Below are 18,057 nucleotides of genomic sequence, written 5' to 3'. Positions count from 1 at the left end.
TAGACGCCACCACCGACGGCTACGCTGAGCCGCATGACGACTTCCCCCTTCGGACGGGTGGTCACCGCGATGGTGACGCCCATGACCCCAGACGGCGCCGTCGACGCGAAGGGCGTCGCCGCCGTCGTCGAGCACCTCGTCGCCAGCGGACACGACGGTGTCGTCGTCAACGGCACCACCGGCGAGTCCCCGACCCTCAGCTCCGCGGAGAGCATCGCGATGGTCGAGACGGTCAAGCAGGCCGCGGGCGACCGCCTCGCCGTGACCGCGGGTGTCGGGTCCAACAACACCGCGCACGCCATCGAGATGGCCACGGCCGCGACCCGGGCCGGCGCCGACGGCCTGCTCGTCGTCTCGCCCTACTACAACAAGCCCACCCAGGCCGGTCTGCTCGCCCACACGCGGGCCATCGCCGACGCGGCGAAGCTGCCGATCATGCTCTACGACATCCCCGGGCGCACCGCCGTTCCCTTCGCCGTGGAGACCCTCGTGGCGCTCGCCGACCACGAGCGCATCGTCGCCGTCAAGGACGCGAAGGGGGACCTGTGGGCCTCCTCGCAGGTCATGGCCGAGACCGACCTGCTCTGGTACTCCGGCGCCGACGAGTACAACCTCGCCCACCTCGCCCAGGGGGCGCACGGTGTCGTCTCCGTCGTCGGCCACGTCGCCGGCCGGCAGTACGCGGACATGATCGCCGCCGTCGACGCCGGTGACCTCGCGGCCGCCCGCGAGATCCACCACCGACTCATCCCCGTGACCAATGCCCTGATGTCGACCTCGCAGGGCGCGATCATGGCCAAGGCCGCGCTCGTCGAGCTCGGCGTCATCGACCACGCGACCGTCCGCCTGCCCTACGTCGAGGGGCCGGCCGAGCACCTCGACGTCCTGCGCAAGGGCCTGGCCGCGTCCGGCATCGGAGGAGGCGCATGAGCCACCCGCACCCCGACCTGCAGCTCCCGCCCCCGCTCGCCGACGGCGCCCTGCGGGTCGTCCCGCTCGGCGGTCTCGGCGAGGTCGGCCGCAACATGGCGGTCGTCGAGCACGACGGTCAGCTGCTCATCATCGACTGCGGTGTGCTCTTCCCCGAGGACCACCAGCCGGGCGTCGACCTGATCCTCCCGGACTTCGAGTACATCCTCGACCGCCTCGACGACGTCCAGGCGATCGTCCTCACGCACGGCCACGAGGACCACATCGGCGCCGTGCCCTACCTGCTCAAGCACAAGCCCGACATCCCGCTCGTCGGCTCGATGCTCACCCTCGCCCTCGTCGAGGCGAAGCTCAAGGAGCACCGCATCAAGCCCTACACCCTCGGGGTGCGCGAGGGCGGGCGCGAGAGCTTCGGCGTCTTCGACTGCGAGTTCATCGCGGTCAACCACTCGATCCCCGACGCGCTCGCCGTCTTCGTGCGCACCGCGGGCGGCACCCTGCTGCACACGGGCGACTTCAAGATGGACCAGCTGCCGCTCGACCGGCGCCTGACCGACCTGCGGGCCTTCGCCCGGGTGGGCGAGGAGGGGGTCGACCTCTTCCTCACCGACTCGACCAATGCCGAGGTCCCCGGCTTCACCACCCCCGAGCGCGAGATCGGGCCGGCGATCGACACGGTCTTCCGCAAGGCCCAGCGCCGGATCATCGTCGCGTGCTTCTCCAGCCACGTGCACCGGGTCCAGCAGGTCCTCGACGCCGCCGAGCGCAACGGCCGCAAGGTCGCGATGGTCGGCCGCTCGATGGTGCGCAACATGGGGATCGCCGCCGACCTGGGCTACCTGCACGTGCCCGACGGCGTGCTCGTCGACGTCAAGAAGCTCGACAACTTCCCCGACGACGAGGTCGTGCTCATCTGCACGGGCAGCCAGGGGGAGCCGATGGCCGCCCTCTCGCGCATGGCCAACCGCGACCACCGCATCGACGTCGGTGACGGCGACACCGTCCTGCTCGCCTCGAGCCTGATCCCGGGCAACGAGAATGCCGTCTACCGGGTCATCAACGGCCTCATGCGCCTGGGCGCCGACGTCGTGCACAAGGGCAATGCCAAGGTGCACGTCTCGGGTCACGCCAGCGCCGGCGAGCTGCTCTACTGCTACAACATCGTCAAGCCGCGCAATGTCATGCCGGTCCACGGCGAGTGGCGCCACCTCGTGGCCAATGCCGACCTGGCGATCGCGACCGGTGTCGACCCCGACCACGTCGTCCTCGCCGAGGACGGGGTCGTCGTCGACCTCGTCGACGGCCGTGCCCGGATCGCCGGCGCCGTGCCCTGCGGCTACGTCTACGTCGACGGCTCGAGCGTCGGCGGGACGACCGAGGAGCTGCTCAAGGACCGCCGCATCCTGCGCGACGAGGGCTTCATCTCCGTCATGGTCGTCGTCGACTCCTCGACCGGCAAGGTCGTCGCCGGTCCGGAGATCACCGCCCGCGGCTTCGCCGAGGACGACGAGATCTTCACCCAGGTCAAGCCCAAGATCATCGCCGCGCTCGACGAGGCGGCCCGCAAGGGCACGACCGACACCCACCAGCTCCAGCAGGTCGTGCGCCGCGCCGTCGGCGGCTGGGTCGGTGGCAAGATCCGCCGCCGCCCGATGATCATCCCCGTGGTCGTCGAGGCCTGAGCGGGCAGGTCCTCACCCGCCCCCCGGTTTGCGGGTCACCCGAAGAAACTGCCCCTTCGCAAGGGTTCCGAACCCTTGCGAAGGGGCAGTTCTTCTTGTTGGGCCGAAGGGGGCCTGCCGGGTCCCCCCTTCGCCCCACCCGAGGAGGGTCAGAGCGAGCGCAGTGCGCCGAGGAGTCGGTCGATGTGCTCGGGCGTCGTGCCCAGGCCGGCGCTGATCCGCACGGCGGTCTCGTGCTCGGTCTCCGAGAGGAGGTCGTCGACGAGCAGGTGCGCGCAGAACTTGCCGTCGCGCACCCCGATGCCGTGGTCGTCGCCGAGGATGCGCGCGACCTCGCTGCTGTCGTGGCCGTCGACGGTGATCGTCGCGACCGGCGCGCCGTCGACGCCGCCGAAGAGGGTGTGCACACGCACGCCGGGGATCTGCTGCAGGCCGGCGAGCAGGCGGATGCGCAGGGCCTGCTCGTGGTCGATGATCGCCGCCTCGTGCTCGGTGATGAGCTCGCACGCGGTGGCCAGCGCGACGGCTCCCAGGACATTGGGGGAGCCGGCCTCGTGACGCGCCGGGCCACAGGTCCACTCGGTCTCGTCGAGCCCGACGCGGGCGGTGGCCCCGCCTCCGGCGAGGTAGGGCTGCGCCTCGTCGAGCCAGTCGCTGCGCCCGACGAGCACGCCGGCGCCGAAGGGGGCGTAGACCTTGTGCCCGGAGAAGGCGACGTAGTCGACGCCGAGCGCGTCGATGTCGACCCGGCGGTGCGGCGCGACCTGGGCCGCGTCGAGCGCGAAGCGCGCGTCGTGCTCGTGCGCCAGGGCGGCGATCCGCTCGATCGGCCAGTGCTCGCCGGTGACGTTGGACGCGCCGGTCGCCACGACGAGGCGGTGCTCGGCCGGGTGGTTGCGCAGCGCCTGGTCGAGCAGGTCGAGCGCCTCGTCGTGGCTGTGCGGCACCGGCAGGCGCAGCACGTCGCCCCACGGCAGCAGCGCCGCGTGGTGCTCCGAGGCGAAGACGAAGACCTTGGTCCCGGTGGGCAGCGCCCGGGCCAGCAGGTTGAAGGAGTCGGTGGTGTTGCGGGTGAAGACGACGTGGTCGTCCTCGCGGGCGCCGACGAAGGCGGCGACGGCCTCACGGGCGGCCTCGTAGCGCGAGCTCGTGACCCGCGAGGCGAAGCCCGCGCCGCGGTGCACGGACGAGTAGGTGACGGCCGCGGCGGCGACCTCGTCGGCCACGGCGGCGAAGGCCGGGGTGGTTGCGCCGTGGTCGAGGTGGGCGTACTCGATGCTCGCACCGTGCTCGTCGCGGTACGCCAGACCCGCGGAGACGAGCTGGGGCAGGGCGGTGGTCGTGCGGTGCAGGTCGGAGATGGTCATGACGGTGCTCCTGGTCCGTTGGGACCCGAGGTGTCGACCGCGAGTCCGCGCTTGCCGGGCGACGGTCTGTCGCCGGCCAGGTCGTCACCCGGAGCACCCCACCGCGGAAGGAGGGTTGCCGACCAGCTAGCCGGGGCTTGTCGCTGGTACTCGTGACCTTGGCTCAGACCATAACCGACCGACCACGGCTGCTGTCGACCCTCTGCGGGGCGCGTCTCGCCCCGTGGACATCAGGCCAGCGCGACGGCGAGCACGGCCCCGGCGACGAGATAAGGGCCGAAGGCGAGGTGGGTCGAGCGCTGCGCGCGGCGGGTGACGAGCAGCCCGGCGGCCACGAGGCCGCCGATGACGAAGCCGAGCCAGACCCCCACGGCGAGCGTGCTCCAGCCCAGCCAGGCGAGCGTCGGCGCGATGGAGACCATGAGCTTGGCGTCGCCCATGCCGATCGACCTGCCGAAGAGGACGAAGGCGAGCAGCACCGTCCCACCACCCACGAGCAGCGCCGCCAGACCGGCGCGGGCGAAGGCGCCCCAGTCGCCGGTCGTGGCCGACGCGACGGTGAGCAGTACGGCCTGGACCGGCACGAGCGGCAGCGTGATCGCGTTGGGCAGGCGGTGGACGTCGGCGTCGACGGCGGCGAGGACGAGTCCGGCGAGGGCCAGGGCGAGCGGCGCGAGCAGCACCGGCCAGGTCCGGTCGACGAGCCCGCGCTCCACGACGAGACCGACGAAGGGAGCGACTCCGGCGACCCAGAGGTGGCGGGGGAGGGGGGCTCCTTCGTCCGGCCGGCGGTAGCGACCGGTGCGCAGCCAGCGCCACCCGAGCACCCCGCAGGCGGCCGCGAGGAGCACGACGAGGAGGGTCCGCGAGTCCACGGGGCGAGGCTAACCGCTGCGATCCGTGGCCCGTGGTGCGCGTGTGACGCGTGTGTCGGGGGTGGCTTTCGCCTACCCTGCGAATCATGGCCACTCGTCCGTCGACCACCTCGCGCAGCAAGGGCGCCAGCTCCCGACCCAAGGGCTCCACCCGCCCGTCGGGTCGCAAGGCACCCGCCAAGAGCAGCGCGAAGGGGAGGACCTCCTCCCGCAAGCCCGCCTCCGGCGGCGGTCTGCCGCTGCCCATCGCGGCGGTGCAGCGCACCTGGATGGGGGTCGCGCACGCGACCGGCTCCGGCGTGCGCCGGATCGGCACGAGCGCCGGCCAGATCGAGCCGGAGCACCGCCGGGACGGCTGGGGCTTCCTCGCGATCGCCCTGGCCCTCGTCGTCGCCGTCCGCGAGTGGTGGGGCCTGAGCGGCCTCTTCGGCGACATCGTCCACGCGGTCGCGGCCGGCACCTTCGGCCGGGTCGCCTATGCGCTGCCGATCGTCCTGCTCCTGCTCGGCGTGCGCCTGCTGCGCTCGGCGAGCGAGCCGGCGGCCGACGCCCGGCTGGGCTTCGGCACCGTCATGCTGCTCTTCGCGGCGGCGGGCCTGACCCACATCGCCAAGGACATCCCGCAGCCACCGGACGGCGCGGGACCGATGCGTGACGCCGGCGGCATCGTCGGCTTCCTCGCCTCCGACCCGCTGTCGACGGCGGTCACCGAGTGGCCGGCGACGATCCTGCTCGTCCTCCTCGGGCTCTTCGCCCTCCTGCTCCTCACCGGCACCCCGCTGCACGAGGTGCCGCAGCGACTGGCCTACGTGCGCGCCGCCTTCACCGGCGAGGTGCCCAGCCACGTCACCGCGGCCGACGTCGACGCCCGCCACGACGCGCCCAAGGCGGCGGTGAGCCGCGCCCGGCGCCGCCGCACCATCGACGCCGAGGACGAGCAGTCCGGCGAGCGCGACGGCGACACCGCCTACGACCAGGCCGCCGTCGTCCAGCCGGTCGGCAAGGGGCGTCGCAAGAAGCCGGCGGCCCCCGTCGAGGCCGAGGAGGCGGCCGAGACCCCGCAGGCCGAGGCCGGCGGCCCACGCCCGGGCGAGAAGCGCCCGACGAAGAACCCTGCCGTCGCGCCGATCGCGAGCGGCAAGACCGAGCTGCAGCCCCCGCCGACGACCCAGCTGCCGCAGCGGGTCGAGCAGCTGGCCCTCGCCGGCGACGTCACCTACACGCTGCCCGACAGCCAGTACCTCAAGCCCGGCGCGCCGCACAAGGAGCGCTCGGCGGCCAACGACAAGGTCGTCGAGGCGCTCACGGGTGTGCTCGACGAGTTCGGCATCGACGCCCAGGTCACCGGCTTCCACCGCGGCCCGACCGTCACCCGCTACGTCGTCGAGCTCGGCCCGGGCGTCAAGGTCGAGCGCGTCACCGCGCTGTCGAAGAACATCGCCTATGCCGTCGCCTCCGCCGACGTGCGCATCCTCAGCCCCATCCCCGGCAAGTCGGCCATCGGCATCGAGATCCCCAATGCCGACAAGGAGATGGTCTGCCTCGGCGACGTGCTGCGCTCCGACGTGGCCCGCAACAACGAGCACCCGATGGTCATGGGTGTCGGCAAGGACGTCGAGGGAGGCTACGTCATCGCCAACCTCGCGAAGATGCCGCACATCCTCGTCGCCGGCGCGACCGGCTCCGGCAAGTCGTCCTTCGTCAACTCGATGATCACCTCGATCCTCATGAGGGCGACGCCCGACGAGGTGCGCATGGTGCTCGTCGACCCCAAGCGGGTGGAGCTGACGGCCTACGAGGGCATCCCGCACCTCATCACGCCGATCATCACCAACGCCAAGAAGGCCGCCGAGGCCCTCCAGTGGGTCGTGCGCGAGATGGACATGCGCTACGACGACCTCGCGACCTTCGGCTACAAGCACGTCGACGACTACAACAAGGCTGTCAAGGCGGGCAAGGTCGAGCCGATTCCCGGCAGCGAGCGGGTCATCCAGCCCTATCCCTACCTCCTCGTCATCGTCGACGAGCTCGCCGACCTGATGATGGTCGCGCCCCGCGACGTCGAGGACTCGATCGTGCGCATCACCCAGCTCGCGCGCGCCGCCGGCATCCACCTCGTCCTCGCGACCCAGCGCCCGTCGGTCGACGTCGTGACCGGCCTGATCAAGGCCAACGTCCCCTCGCGCATGGCCTTCGCCACCTCGTCGCTCGCCGACTCGCGCGTCGTTCTCGACCAGCCCGGCGCGGAGAAGCTGCTCGGCCAGGGTGACGCCCTCTTCCTGCCGATGGGCAAGTCCAAGCCGATGCGAGTCCAGGGCGCCTGGGTCACCGAGTCGGAGATCGAGCACGTCGTCGGGCACGTCACCGGCCAGCTCAAGCCGACCTACCGCGAGGACGTCGCCCCCGAGACGCCCAAGAAGCAGATCGACGAGGACATCGGCGACGACCTCGACGTGCTGCTGCAGGCGACCGAGCTGGTCGTCACGACGCAGTTCGGCTCGACGTCGATGCTCCAGCGCAAGCTGCGCGTCGGCTTCGCCAAGGCCGGCCGGCTCATGGACCTGCTCGAGTCGCGCGGCGTCGTCGGCCCCTCCGAGGGCTCCAAGGCGCGCGACGTGCTCATCACGCCCGAGGACCTGCCGACGACCCTCGCCCTGATGAAGGGGGAGGAGCCCCCGGCTCCCGATGGCGCCGCGCCCGCGGATGCCGAGGGTGACGACGTCGAGGGCGACACGACCCCGGTGGGCCAGCCCGCGGGGCAGGTCTCCACCGACACCGACGTCATCGACCTGCGCGAGGGCTCACCGGCCGCGTCGCAGGACCGCTACGCGGAGGACCCGATCGGCACCGAGGTCGTCGAGGAGTGGACCGAGGACGACGACGAGGACGCCTGGTCGCTCACCGACCGTCGGTGACGCCCACCTCGGCCTCGTCGGTGACGTCCTCCGGCGCCGCCACCACACCCGCCTCGACGAGCTCGGCGCGCACGTCGTCGTAGAACTCCTGCACGGCGGCCGTGCCCTCGACCGGGCCGCCGGCGAGCATGCCGTCGGCCCCGAGGAGGACCGCGCCGGGCGTCCCGACGCGGAAGATGCGGGACGTGATGGCCGACGGGTCCTGCAGCACCCGGCCGGCGAGCGTCGGCTCGGCAGCGACGACGTCCTCGAGCGCGGTGTAGACGACCGCCCGCACCCGCACCGGTCCCAGCCCCTCGTCCCATACCTCGACCTGGTCGATGACCGGTCGGCACGAGCCGCACGTGGGGGAGACGAAGAGCAGGAGCACCGCGCCGCCGGCGGTGAGCTCGTGCATCGTCGTCTCGTGGCCCGACTCCTCGACGAGGGTGGCGAAGGGGATGGGCTGACGGGCGTAGTCCGCGTCCTCGTCGTCCTGCGCGCCGGCCACCTCGCCGGTGCCGATGACGCCGGAGGAGGTCACCCCCTTCGTCCCGCCGAAGGTGACCACGACGACCGCGACGGTGAGCACGACCAGGCCCAGCCAGACCCAGGTCTGCGCCGAGGCCTCGAGCAGGCGGGCCGCCACCGAGGCATCGGCCGTCGCCGACCACACGCCGAGGGCGGCGACGACGACGAGCAGCACATTGCGCAGCGCGGTCCGGCGCGTCACCTCGCCCAGCCCGAGCCGGCCGAAGCAGCTGCACGTCACCGGGAAGTCGAAGCCGAGGGCCCGCACGACGACGGCGAGGTAGACGGCGAAGAGGACGAGCGCGAGGACCGCCACGACGAGGGCGAAGGGGGGCGGCGTCACGATGATCGCCACGGCGAGCACGATCTCGGCCCATGGCAGCAGTGCGGGCGCGGGGGAGTCGGTGAGGGCCCGCGGCACCTGCAGCTCGCCGAAGGCGCTGCGCGTCTCCTCGGGGTGACGGACCTTGGCGATGCCGCTCACGACCAGCAGGAGGGCGGCGAGGAGCGGGGGCAGCAGCAGCGGGGCGTCGAGCACAGCGCGAGTCTAGGGTTGCCCCATGACGAAGGCCTGGTACGAGCTCGACAGCCGCCCGACGGGAGTCCGCTACTGGGCGGCTGTCGTCCGCAAGCAGCCGTCGGCGATCCTCGTCGGCATCCAGCTCCTCGCGATCGTGCTGCTGCCGTGGGTGGAGTCGGAGAACTGGGGCCGGGCGGTCATCACCTCGCTGTCGCTCTTCGCGGTGACCTTCGGCATCTGGGTCGTGCGCTCCACGCCGGCGCTCACCTGGCTGGCGCTGGGCATCGGCTTCCCGGCCTTCGTGCTCGAGGTGTGGTCGGTCATCGACCGGAGCAACGTGCCGGTGACCTTCGCCGCGCACCTGATGCTGGCCGTCTTCTACATGTACGTCGCCTACGGCCTGGTGGCCTACATGTTCGCCGACACGTGGGTGACCAAGGACGAGCTCTTCGCGGTGGGGGCGGCCTTCACCGTCCTGCTCTTCGGCTTCACCTACCTCTTCGTCGCGATCCAGACGCTCGAGCCGGGGTCCTTCGACGGGCACACGGGCATCGGGCCGAAGTCCTTCCTCGAGCTGCTCTACTTCTCCGCGGCCAACCTCACGAGCGTCGGCCTGTCGGACATCGTGGCGATCGAGCCCCACGCCCGGGCCGCGACGATCATCGAGCAGCTGGGCGGGGTGCTCTACGTCGCCATGGTCATCTCGCGTCTCGTGGCCCTGACGGTCAGCCGCGCGCGCAGCTGAGCGATCGCGTCGTTTCGGTCGAGCCACTCCCGGCCGCCTAGAGTGGGGTCCATGTCCACCCCTGCCCGTAGCGTCGCCCTCGTCACCCTGGGGTGCACCCGCAACGACGTCGATTCCGAGGAGCTCGCCGGCCGCCTGTCCGCAGAGGGGTGGACCCTCGTCGACGACGCCGCCCAGGCCGATGTCGCGGTCGTCAACACCTGTGGCTTCATCGAGCAGGCCAAGAAGGACTCGATCGACGCGATCCTCGAGGCCAATGACCTGCGCGAGCACGGTCGGACGCAGAAGGTCGTGGCCGTCGGCTGCCTCGCCGAGCGCTACGGCAAGGAGCTCGCCGACGAGCTGCCCGAGGCCGACGCGGTGCTCGGCTTCGACTCCTACACCGACATGAGCGCCCACCTGCGCGCGGTCCTCGACGGCCACGCCCCCGAGGCCCACGTGCCCAGTGACCGCCGCAAGCTGCTGCCGATCTCCCCGGTCGACCGCGACGCGAGCGAGGTGGCCCTGCCGGGGCACAACGCCTCCGACCTGCCGCGCGCCCGCCTCGACGACCGGCCGTGGGCGCCGCTGAAGATCGCCTCCGGCTGCGACCGCCGCTGCGCCTTCTGCGCGATCCCGACCTTCCGTGGGGCCTTCGTCTCCCGGCGCCCCAACGACGTCGTGGCCGAAGGGAGGTGGCTCGCCTCCCAGGGCGTGCGCGAGCTCTTCCTCGTGAGCGAGAACTCGACGTCCTACGGCAAGGACCTCGGTGACCTCGACCTGCTCGAGCAGCTGCTGCCCGAGCTCGTCGCCATCGAGGGCGTCGAGCGAGTGCGCGTGTCCTACCTGCAGCCAGCCGAGATCCGTCCCGGCCTCCTGCGCGCCATGGCGAGCATCCCGGGCGTCGTGCCCTGGTACGACATCTCCTTCCAGCACGCGGCCGGGCCGCTGCTGCGGCGGATGCGCCGGTTCGGCGACACCGAGTCCTTCCTCGGCCTCATCGAGGGCATCCGTGAGCGGCAGCCCGAGGCCGGTATCCGGTCCAATGTCATCGTCGGCTTCCCCGGCGAGACCGACGAGGACGTCGCCGAGCTGGAGCGCTTCCTCGTCGCCGCTCGTCTCGACGTCGTCGGCGTCTTCGGCTACTCCGACGAGGACGGCACCGAGGGCGAGCTGCTCGACCACAAGGTCGACCCCGACGTCATCGCCGAGCGGGTCGACCGGCTGACCCGGCTCGTCGAGGAGCTGACCGCCCAGCGGGCGGAGGAGCGCATCGGTGAGACCGTCACCGTCCTCGTCGAGGAGGTCGACGAGGAGAGCGGCGAGGTCGTCGGACGAGCCGCCCACCAGGGGCCCGACGTCGACGGCGTCACCCTGCTCACCGGCGACGTCGAGGGCTTCGAGGTCGGGGCGCTCGTCGTGGCCGAGGTCGTGGGCACCGAGGGCATCGACCTCGTGGCGGAGGTGCGCGCATGACCACCGAGCAGACGACTCCCGCTCCCAGCCCGTGGAACCTGCCCAATGCGCTGACGGTCATGCGCATCCTGCTCGTGCCGGTCTTCGTCTGGCTGGTGCTCAGCCACGGCGGCGACGACACCAGCACGAGGTGGTGGGCCTGGGGTGTCTTCGCCATCGCCATCATCACCGACCGCATCGACGGCGACCTGGCCCGGGCCAAGGGTCTCGTGACCGACTTCGGCAAGGTCGCCGACCCGATCGCCGACAAGGCGCTCACCGGGGCCGGCTTCATCACCCTGTCGATGATCGGCGAGATCCCGTGGTGGATCACCGTCGTCATCCTCGCCCGCGAGCTCGGCATCACGCTCATGCGCTTCTGGGTCATCCGGCACGGCGTCATGCCGGCCAGCCGCGGCGGGAAGATCAAGACCTTCCTCCAGGCCCTGGCGATCGGCCTCTTCGTCATCCCGCTGAGCACCCTGCCCCTGGAGATGGTGTGGCGCGGCCTGGCGTGGGTCATCCTCGTGGCTGCCCTCGTCGTCACTGTCGCGACGGCCGTCGACTACGTCATGAAGGCCCTCACCCTGCGCTCCACGAGCGAGCGCGCGCAGATGAAGCGGGAGCGCAAGGCGACGCGTGATCGCTGACGGTGCTGGCTCGGCCGACGCCGCCGAGGTGCTCGCGGCCCTCGCCCGCCGCGGCTGGACCCTGGGGACCGCGGAGTCGCTGACCGGGGGGCTGCTCGCCGCGACCGTCGTCGAGGTCCCCGGTGCGTCGTCGGTCTTCGCCGGCTCGGTCGTCGCCTACGACCCCGCCGTCAAGATCTCGCTCCTGGGCGTCGACCCGGCCCTCGTGGACCGTGTCGGCACCGTCGACGAGCAGGTCGCGACCCAGATGGCGCAGGGTGCCCGTCGGGCGCTCGGGGTCGACCTGGCCCTCGCGACGACCGGGGTCGCCGGTCCGGGGCCGAGCGAGGGACACCCGGCCGGGACCGTCTGGCTCGCCTGCGCGTCGCCGTCGGGACTACGCACGCGCCGTCTGGCGTTGACCGGGGAGCGTCCCGCCGTGCGGGCGGGCGCGGTGCAGGCCGCGCTCGACCTGGCGCGTGACGCCCTGCTGACCGTCGGCGGGGACACGCCTGACCGTTGACGGTCGGGCGGGGTACGGTGGACCCAGACGTGAGAGAGATGTCGAGGAGGTGACCCATGGTGGTGCTGCTGCGTGAAGAGCTCGGTGACGTGCTGCGCGATGCGCGCCGCTCGCAGGGTCGCACCCTGCGAGACATCTCGGCCAAGGCGTCGGTCTCCCTCGGCTACCTGAGCGAGATCGAGCGTGGGGAAAAGGAAGCCAGCTCCGAGCTGCTCGCCTCGATCTGCGCGGCCCTCGAGATGCCGATGTCGCACGTCTTCACCGAGATCGCCCAGCGGGCCGACCGCGCCGAGCGCTCCACCGCCCCGGTTACCCTGCCCGTCGCCTCCCGCGATGACGAGGTCGTCTCCGCCGCCTGACCCAGAGGCGTCCCTGCCGCCTGACGCCAGAGGCGTCCTTGCCGCCCGACCCCCACGCGCGTCACTCACGGTCGTGCGCGTCGGCGCGAGCCCAGAGGTCCCTGCGGTCGCCCGTCATCGGTCGGGGCGAGCCCGCCCTGGCAGGTCGGGCAGGAGAAGAAGACCCGATCGACCCCGGCACGCCCGAGCGGAGCCACCCGGACCGTGGTCCCGCAGCGGCGGCAGGGGCGCCCCGAGCGCCCGTGGACCCAGCTGCGCTGGTCGGCTCGCAGAACCCCGGTCGAGGACTGCACGGCGTGCTCCTTGCCCCGGTCCATGAGCTCGTGGACCCGGGCCACGAGCGCCGCGCGCTCGTCGGGGGTCAGGTCGGCAGCTGCCCGCCACGGGTGCAGCCGCTGGACGAAGAGCGCCTCGCTGGCCCAGAAGGTGCCCACCCCGGCGAGCACCCGCTGGTCGAGCAGCGCCGCCGCGATCGAGACGCCAGCCGGCTGCTCGCCCAGACGGCGGGCGACGACCTCTGGCTCCCAGTCGGCGCCGAGGACGTCAGGCCCGAGGTGCCCGACGAGCCGGTGCTCCTCGGCGCGCGGCACGACGTCGAGCTCGCCCAGACGCAGTCCGAGGGTGGTCCACTCGTCGTTGCCGATCGCGGCGCGCAAGTCGGGTCGGCGAAGGGAGCGTGCCGCCGCCTGCGAGTCAGCAGCCTCGACCCGCCAGGAGCCCTCCATGCGCAGGTGCGTGTGCAGGGTCCAGCCGGAGGCGAAGCGGTGGAGCAGGTGCTTGCCACGCGGTACGACCTCGTCGACGACCGCACCGGTCAGGGGTGCCTCGTCGACCTCGCCCCACCGCAGGTCGACGAGCCCTGCGGGACGGCCGGCCAGCGCCGCGTGCAGCCGCTGGGCGGTCCGCCAGACCGTGTCGCCCTCGGGCACCGTCAGCGCCGCCCGCCGGGCCGCAGTCGCAGCCCTCGGGGAGTCATGGTGAAGCCCGCACCCGTGAGCGCGAGGGCCAGCGGCTCCTCGGACCCGAGCACGGCGGCCCCGTCGGCGCGCTGCACCGTGAGTCGGCCCAGCGCGCCACGGCGCACGGCGTCGGCCAGGCCGCGGGCGGCCTCGGCGAGGACCTCCTCGTCGCTCTCCCAGGAGAGCAGGGTGCGTCCGCCCCGCTCGACGTAGAGGACCAGCTGCCCGTCGACGGCGACGACGAGCGCCCCGGCCTTGCGCCCGGGCTGGTGCCCACCCGCTGCCCGCTCCGGCCAGCGCAGGGCGGCACCCCACGGGTTGGCCGGATCGGTCGCGGCGAGCACGACCGCACCGTCGGGTGACGTCGCGGAGCGGACCTCGTCGACGGCGCCCGGCACGGCGAACTGGGAGGCCCCCAGGCCCTCGATGAAGTAGCCGCGGCGCACCTGGCCGGCCTCCTCGGCCACGCCGAGCACCCGGTGGATCGCCGCGAAGCCGCCCTCGACCTCCTCGGCGACGACGGCGCCGCGGGTGACGACACCGTGGCGGTCGAGCAAGCCCTCGGCGGCGGCGTGGATGCGCAGCGTCGGGTCGGTCTCGGCCGCGGGCAGTGCGGACCAGCGGCCGGCGGCGCGGGGCGGGCCACTGCGCTGGGGGGCGGTGGGGCGACCCAGACGTGGCCGGCCGCCGTAGCGGCTGCGCGGTGCCGGGCGGTGCTGCGGCTTGTGGGCCGTGCGCCCACCGGCGAGCAGCCCCCGCACCGGGGCGAGGGTGTCGCCGGTGACCAGCCCGCGGTGCGCGAGCGACCAGAGCACGTCGGCGAGCTCCTCGTCGTCGATCCGCTCCTCGCCCTCGGTCCGCTCGCGGGCGAGTGCGTCGGCGAGGTCGCGGAAGAAGTAGGCGCCGCCACCCGCGAGCGCTTGGCGCACCCGGGTCTCGATCTCACCCAGCCCGGCTGCGTCGGGCACCGGCAGGGTCGTCGCGGCGCCGTCGGCGAGGTGCAGGCTGACCCACGCGTCGTCCCCGGGCAGGCTGCCGTGGGCGGCCCACAGGACCTCGCCCGTCGCCATGAGGTCGTCGAGGATCGGCGCGATCGCGTCGTCGACGCGCGCGGGCAGGACGAGGGACTCGAGGGCGCTCGCGGGGACCGGGACGCCGCTCAGCTGCTCCACGGCCCGCAGCACACCGTCGCGCCCGCGCATCCGGCGCCCCACGCCCTGCCACCCGGGCAGGAATCGTGCGTACTGCCGCGGCTCGACGGGCTCCACCTCGTGCCGTAGCGCGGCGAGCGAGCGGCGGCGCAGGGTGCGCAGCACCTCGGCGTCGCAGAACTCGCCACCTCGTCCACCGCACTCGACCGGCAGCAGGTCGCCCTCGACGAGCCGGCCGGTCTGCACGAGGCGGCGCAGGGCATCGGTCGCCACGGCGCGACCGATGCCGTAGTGCGCGGCGAGGTCGGTGGCGGCGAAGGGGACATGGGTGCGGGCGTAACGCGTGACGAGGTCGCCGAGCGGGTCGTCCGTCGGCTGCAGGGCCGCCTCGGCGAGCCCGGGCGGCAGGCTGACCCCGAGGGCATCGCGCAGGCGGGCAGCGTCCTCGGTGCTCGCCCAGCAGTCTCCGCCCGCCATGCGCACCGGGATGACCTGGCGGCTGCTCTCGAGATCGGCCAGGGCGCTGCGGACGGCGTCGGAGTCGAGGCGGCTGCGGGCCCGCAGGTCCTCGGCCGACAGCGGCCCGAGGACGCGCAGCAGGTCGAGCAGGTCCTCGCCGTCCCGTGCGGCCCGCTCGGGGGTGAGGCACTGCAGCTCCGCGGCCGTGCGCTCGACGGCGGCCGGGTCGAGCAGGTCGGCCAGGGCAAGCTGCTCGCCGCGGCCGAGCAGGTCGGCGAGCAGGCTGGGGTCGAGCGTCAGCGCGGCGGCCCGGCGCTCGGCGAGCGGGGAGTCGCCCTCGTAGAGGAACTGCGCGACGTAGCCGAACATCAACGACGCGGCGAAGGGGGAGGGGCGCGGGCTCTCGACGTCGACGAGCCGCACGCGGCGTCCCGCGACGTGGGTCATGAGGTCGGTGAGGGCCGGCACGTCGAAGACGTCCTGGAGGCACTCGCGCACCGCCTCGAGGACGATCGGGAAGTCGGCGTGCCCGCTCGCGACCTCGAGCAGGGCTGCCGCCCGCTGCCGCTGCTGCCACAGCGGCTGGCGGCGATCGGGGCGCCGCCGGGGGAGCAGCAAGGCGCGCGCGGCGCACTCGCGGAAGCGGGCTGCGAAGAGCGCCGAGCCGCCGATCTCGTCGGTGACCGCCCGCTCGACGTCCGCAGGGTCGAAGGTGATGAGGTCGAGGAGCAGTCCTCCCACCGCGGACGGGTCGTCGAACTCCACGTCGGGCAGGCGCAGCACGATCCCGTCGTCGCCGTGCATCGCTTGCACGTCCACGCCGAAGCGCTCGCGCATCCGACCCGCGATCGCCAGCGCCCACGGGGCGTGGACCTGCGCGCCGAAGGGGGAGTGCAGCGCGACCCGCCAGTCGCCGATCTCGTCGCGGAATCGCTCGACGACGATCGTGCGGTCGTCGGGCAGGTGGCCGGTGGCGGTGCGCTGCTCGTCGAGGTAGCCGAGCAGGTTGTCCTGGGCCCACTCGTCGAGGCCGGCCTGCGCGAGGCGAGCGCGGGCCCCCTTCGCATCGAGACCACCGACCTCGCGGACGAAGGCGCCGACGGCCGCGCCGAGCTCTGCCGGACGGCCGAGCTGATCGCCGTGCCAGAAGGGCAGCCGGCCGGGCTGCCCGGGCGCGGGCGTCACGAGGACCTGGTCGTGGGTGATGTCCTCGATCCGCCAGCTGCTCGTGCCGAGCGTGAAGACGTCGCCCACGCGCGACTCGTAGACCATCTCCTCGTCGAGCTCGCCGACCCGGCGGCCCGGCCCGTCGCCGGCCGCGAGGAAGACGCCGTAGAGCCCGCGGTCGGGGATCGTGCCGCCGCTCGTCACCGCGAGCCGCTGCGCGCCGCGTCGCCCGACGATGGTGCCCGCGACGCGGTCCCACGTGATCCGTGGCCGCAGCTCGGCGAAGTCCTCGGAGGGGTAGCGCCCGGCGAGCATGTCGAGCGTCGCGTGCAGGAGGGTGGTCGGCAGGGAGGCGAAGGGGGCCGCTCGCCGCACGAGTGACTCCACCTCCGTCACCTGCCAGTCGTCGAGCGCGCACATCGCGACGACCTGCTGGGCGAGGACGTCGAGCGGGTTGGCGGGGACGTGGAGGGCTTCGATGTCACCGGCGCGCATCCGCTCGACGACGACGGCGGACTGGACGAGGTCGCCGCGGAACTTCGGCAGGACGACACCGTGGCTCACGGCCCCGACCTGGTGGCCGGCGCGGCCGACGCGCTGGAGGCCGGAGGCCACCGAGGGCGGCGACTCGATCTGGACGACGAGGTCGATGGCCCCCATGTCGATGCCGAGCTCGAGGCTGCTCGTCGCGACGACGCAGGGGAGCCGGCCGGCCTTGAGGTCCTCCTCGATGAGGCCGCGCTGCTCCTTGCTCACCGAGCCGTGATGGGCCCGGGCGAGCACGGGAGGTGCGCCGGCCGAGGCGCCCGACTGGGCCATGACCTCGGCGGGCGCACGAGCCGGTGCGGTCGGCTCCGGTGCGTCCGGGGGCGCGACCCGCTCGGCGTGGATCTCGTTGAGCCGGCCCGTGAGCCGCTCGCCGAGGCGGCGGCTGTTGACGAAGACGAGGGTCGAGCGGTGCTGCTCGACGAGGTCGACGACCCGCTCCTCGACGTGCGGCCAGATCGACGCCCGTCGCTCCTCGCCCGCCGCGGCGCCGGAGAGGTCGCCCGTCGGCTCGCCGAGCTCGGTGAGGTCGGCGACCGGGACGACGACGTCGAGCTGCCACTGCTTCGTCGACTCGGGCTGGACGATCTCGACCGGTCGGCCACCGGCGAGGAATCGTGCGACCTCGTCGACCGGACGCACCGTCGCCGAGAGGCCGACGCGCTGGGCGGGTTGCTCGAGCAGGGCGTCGAGGCGCTCGAGCGAGAGGGCGAGGTGGGCGCCCCGCTTGGTCCCGGCCAGGGCGTGGATCTCGTCGATGATGATCGTGTCGACCCCGCGCAGGGCATCGCGCACCCCGGAGGTGAGCATGAGGAAGAGCGACTCGGGGGTCGTGATGAGGACGTCGGTCGGCGCCTTGGCAAAGGCGCGCCGCTCGCTCGCGGGGGTGTCTCCGGAGCGGACCGAGACTGACACCTGGGGGGCGGGGAGCCCGAGCCGGTCGGCCGCGTGCCCGATGCCGACGAGGGGAGCGCGCAGGTTGCGCTCGACGTCGACGGCCAGCGCCTTGAGCGGCGAGATGTAGAGGACACGACAGCGGGCCTGCGGGTCCTCCGGGGGAGGGCTCGACGCGAGCCGGTCGAGCGCCCAGAGGAAGGCGGAGAGCGTCTTGCCCGAGCCCGTCGGCGCGACGACGAGCGCATGGCTACCGGCGCTGATCGCCCGCCACGCGCCCGCCTGGGCGTCGGTGGGCGCCGCGAAGCTGTCGCGGAACCACGTCGCGGTCGCGGGGGAGAAGCTCTCGAGGATGTCGGCCATGTCGGGATCAGCCTGCCACCGACCACCGA

At 73.1% G+C, this 18,057-nt stretch carries 13 protein-coding genes and 1 riboswitch; of the genes, 8 read left to right on the top strand and 5 right to left on the bottom strand.

From position 1 onward, the window contains the following. Positions 1 to 33: 33 nt before the first annotated feature. Together dapA and NMQ01_RS10105 are read left to right on the top strand one after the other, a co-directional pair. The gene (gene dapA, locus NMQ01_RS10110; RefSeq protein ID WP_255183812.1) at positions 34 to 930 is read left to right on the top strand and encodes a 4-hydroxy-tetrahydrodipicolinate synthase; all 897 of its coding nucleotides are present in this window, start codon (positions 34 to 36) and stop codon (positions 928 to 930) included. Next, positions 927 to 2,612 carry a ribonuclease J gene (locus tag NMQ01_RS10105; protein WP_255183811.1) on the top strand — a complete coding sequence of 562 codons (1,686 nt, stop codon included), beginning with the start codon at positions 927 to 929 and terminating at the stop codon, positions 2,610 to 2,612. The genes dapA and NMQ01_RS10105 overlap by 4 nt, the downstream gene beginning before the upstream one ends. Positions 2,613 to 2,761: 149 nt before the next feature. Here NMQ01_RS10105 and NMQ01_RS10100 read toward each other — a convergent pair whose 3' ends face one another. Then, positions 2,762 to 3,979: an aminotransferase class V-fold PLP-dependent enzyme gene (locus NMQ01_RS10100; protein WP_255183810.1), complete on the bottom strand. Its 1,218-nt coding sequence runs from the start codon at positions 3,977 to 3,979 to the stop codon at positions 2,762 to 2,764. 42 nt (positions 3,980 to 4,021) lie between these two features. Further along, a riboswitch (SAM riboswitch) is annotated at positions 4,022 to 4,137 on the bottom strand. A 72-nt stretch (positions 4,138 to 4,209) separates the two neighbouring features. Continuing rightward, positions 4,210 to 4,854 (bottom strand): A24 family peptidase, encoded by a 645-nt coding sequence (locus NMQ01_RS10095; protein ID WP_255183809.1) that lies wholly within the window; start codon positions 4,852 to 4,854, stop codon positions 4,210 to 4,212. Positions 4,855 to 4,940: 86 nt separating this feature from the next. Between NMQ01_RS10095 and NMQ01_RS10090 the strand changes: the two genes are divergently transcribed. Beyond that, complete coding sequence (locus NMQ01_RS10090; RefSeq protein ID WP_255183808.1) at positions 4,941 to 7,769, top strand: DNA translocase FtsK; 2,829 nt, start codon at positions 4,941 to 4,943, stop codon at positions 7,767 to 7,769. On the opposite strand, the gene NMQ01_RS10085 is transcribed toward NMQ01_RS10090, so the two are convergent. Beyond that, entirely contained in the window at positions 7,753 to 8,817 is a 1,065-nt protein-coding gene (locus NMQ01_RS10085) for a MauE/DoxX family redox-associated membrane protein (RefSeq protein WP_255183807.1), read from the bottom strand. The two genes, NMQ01_RS10090 and NMQ01_RS10085, sit on opposite strands and share 17 nt — an antisense overlap. A 22-nt stretch (positions 8,818 to 8,839) precedes the next feature. On the opposite strand from NMQ01_RS10085, the gene NMQ01_RS10080 reads away from it, so the two are divergent. The 5 genes from NMQ01_RS10080 to NMQ01_RS10060 are packed head-to-tail and all read left to right on the top strand — an operon-like array spanning position 8,840 to position 12,489. Continuing rightward, positions 8,840 to 9,544, top strand: coding sequence for an ion channel (locus tag NMQ01_RS10080; protein WP_255183806.1), 705 nt, complete (start codon positions 8,840 to 8,842; stop codon positions 9,542 to 9,544). 51 nt (positions 9,545 to 9,595) lie between these two features. Continuing rightward, positions 9,596 to 10,999 carry a 30S ribosomal protein S12 methylthiotransferase RimO gene (gene rimO / locus NMQ01_RS10075; protein WP_255183805.1) on the top strand — a complete coding sequence of 468 codons (1,404 nt, stop codon included), beginning with the start codon at positions 9,596 to 9,598 and terminating at the stop codon, positions 10,997 to 10,999. Then, positions 10,996 to 11,628 (top strand): CDP-diacylglycerol--glycerol-3-phosphate 3-phosphatidyltransferase, encoded by a 633-nt coding sequence (gene pgsA, locus NMQ01_RS10070; protein ID WP_255183804.1) that lies wholly within the window; start codon positions 10,996 to 10,998, stop codon positions 11,626 to 11,628. Before rimO ends, pgsA begins: the two co-directional genes overlap by 4 nt. Beyond that, positions 11,618 to 12,130: a CinA family protein gene (locus tag NMQ01_RS10065; RefSeq protein ID WP_255183803.1), complete on the top strand. Its 513-nt coding sequence runs from the start codon at positions 11,618 to 11,620 to the stop codon at positions 12,128 to 12,130. Before pgsA ends, NMQ01_RS10065 begins: the two co-directional genes overlap by 11 nt. Positions 12,131 to 12,189: 59 nt before the next feature. Next, positions 12,190 to 12,489 (top strand): helix-turn-helix domain-containing protein, encoded by a 300-nt coding sequence (locus tag NMQ01_RS10060; protein ID WP_303708388.1) that lies wholly within the window; start codon positions 12,190 to 12,192, stop codon positions 12,487 to 12,489. A 65-nt stretch (positions 12,490 to 12,554) separates the two neighbouring features. Here NMQ01_RS10060 and NMQ01_RS10055 read toward each other — a convergent pair whose 3' ends face one another. Then, the gene (locus NMQ01_RS10055; protein WP_255183801.1) at positions 12,555 to 13,418 is read right to left on the bottom strand and encodes an Fpg/Nei family DNA glycosylase; all 864 of its coding nucleotides are present in this window, start codon (positions 13,416 to 13,418) and stop codon (positions 12,555 to 12,557) included. A 2-nt stretch (positions 13,419 to 13,420) separates the two neighbouring features. Continuing rightward, entirely contained in the window at positions 13,421 to 18,028 is a 4,608-nt protein-coding gene (locus NMQ01_RS10050; protein WP_255183800.1) for an ATP-dependent helicase, read from the bottom strand. Positions 18,029 to 18,057: the final 29 nt, after the last annotated feature.

This window comes from Janibacter sp. CX7, assembly GCF_024362365.1.
Lineage (GTDB): Bacteria > Actinomycetota > Actinomycetes > Actinomycetales > Dermatophilaceae > Janibacter.
The sequence above is the reverse complement of the archived record's forward strand: the minus strand, read 5'-3'. Positions and strand labels throughout refer to the sequence as shown.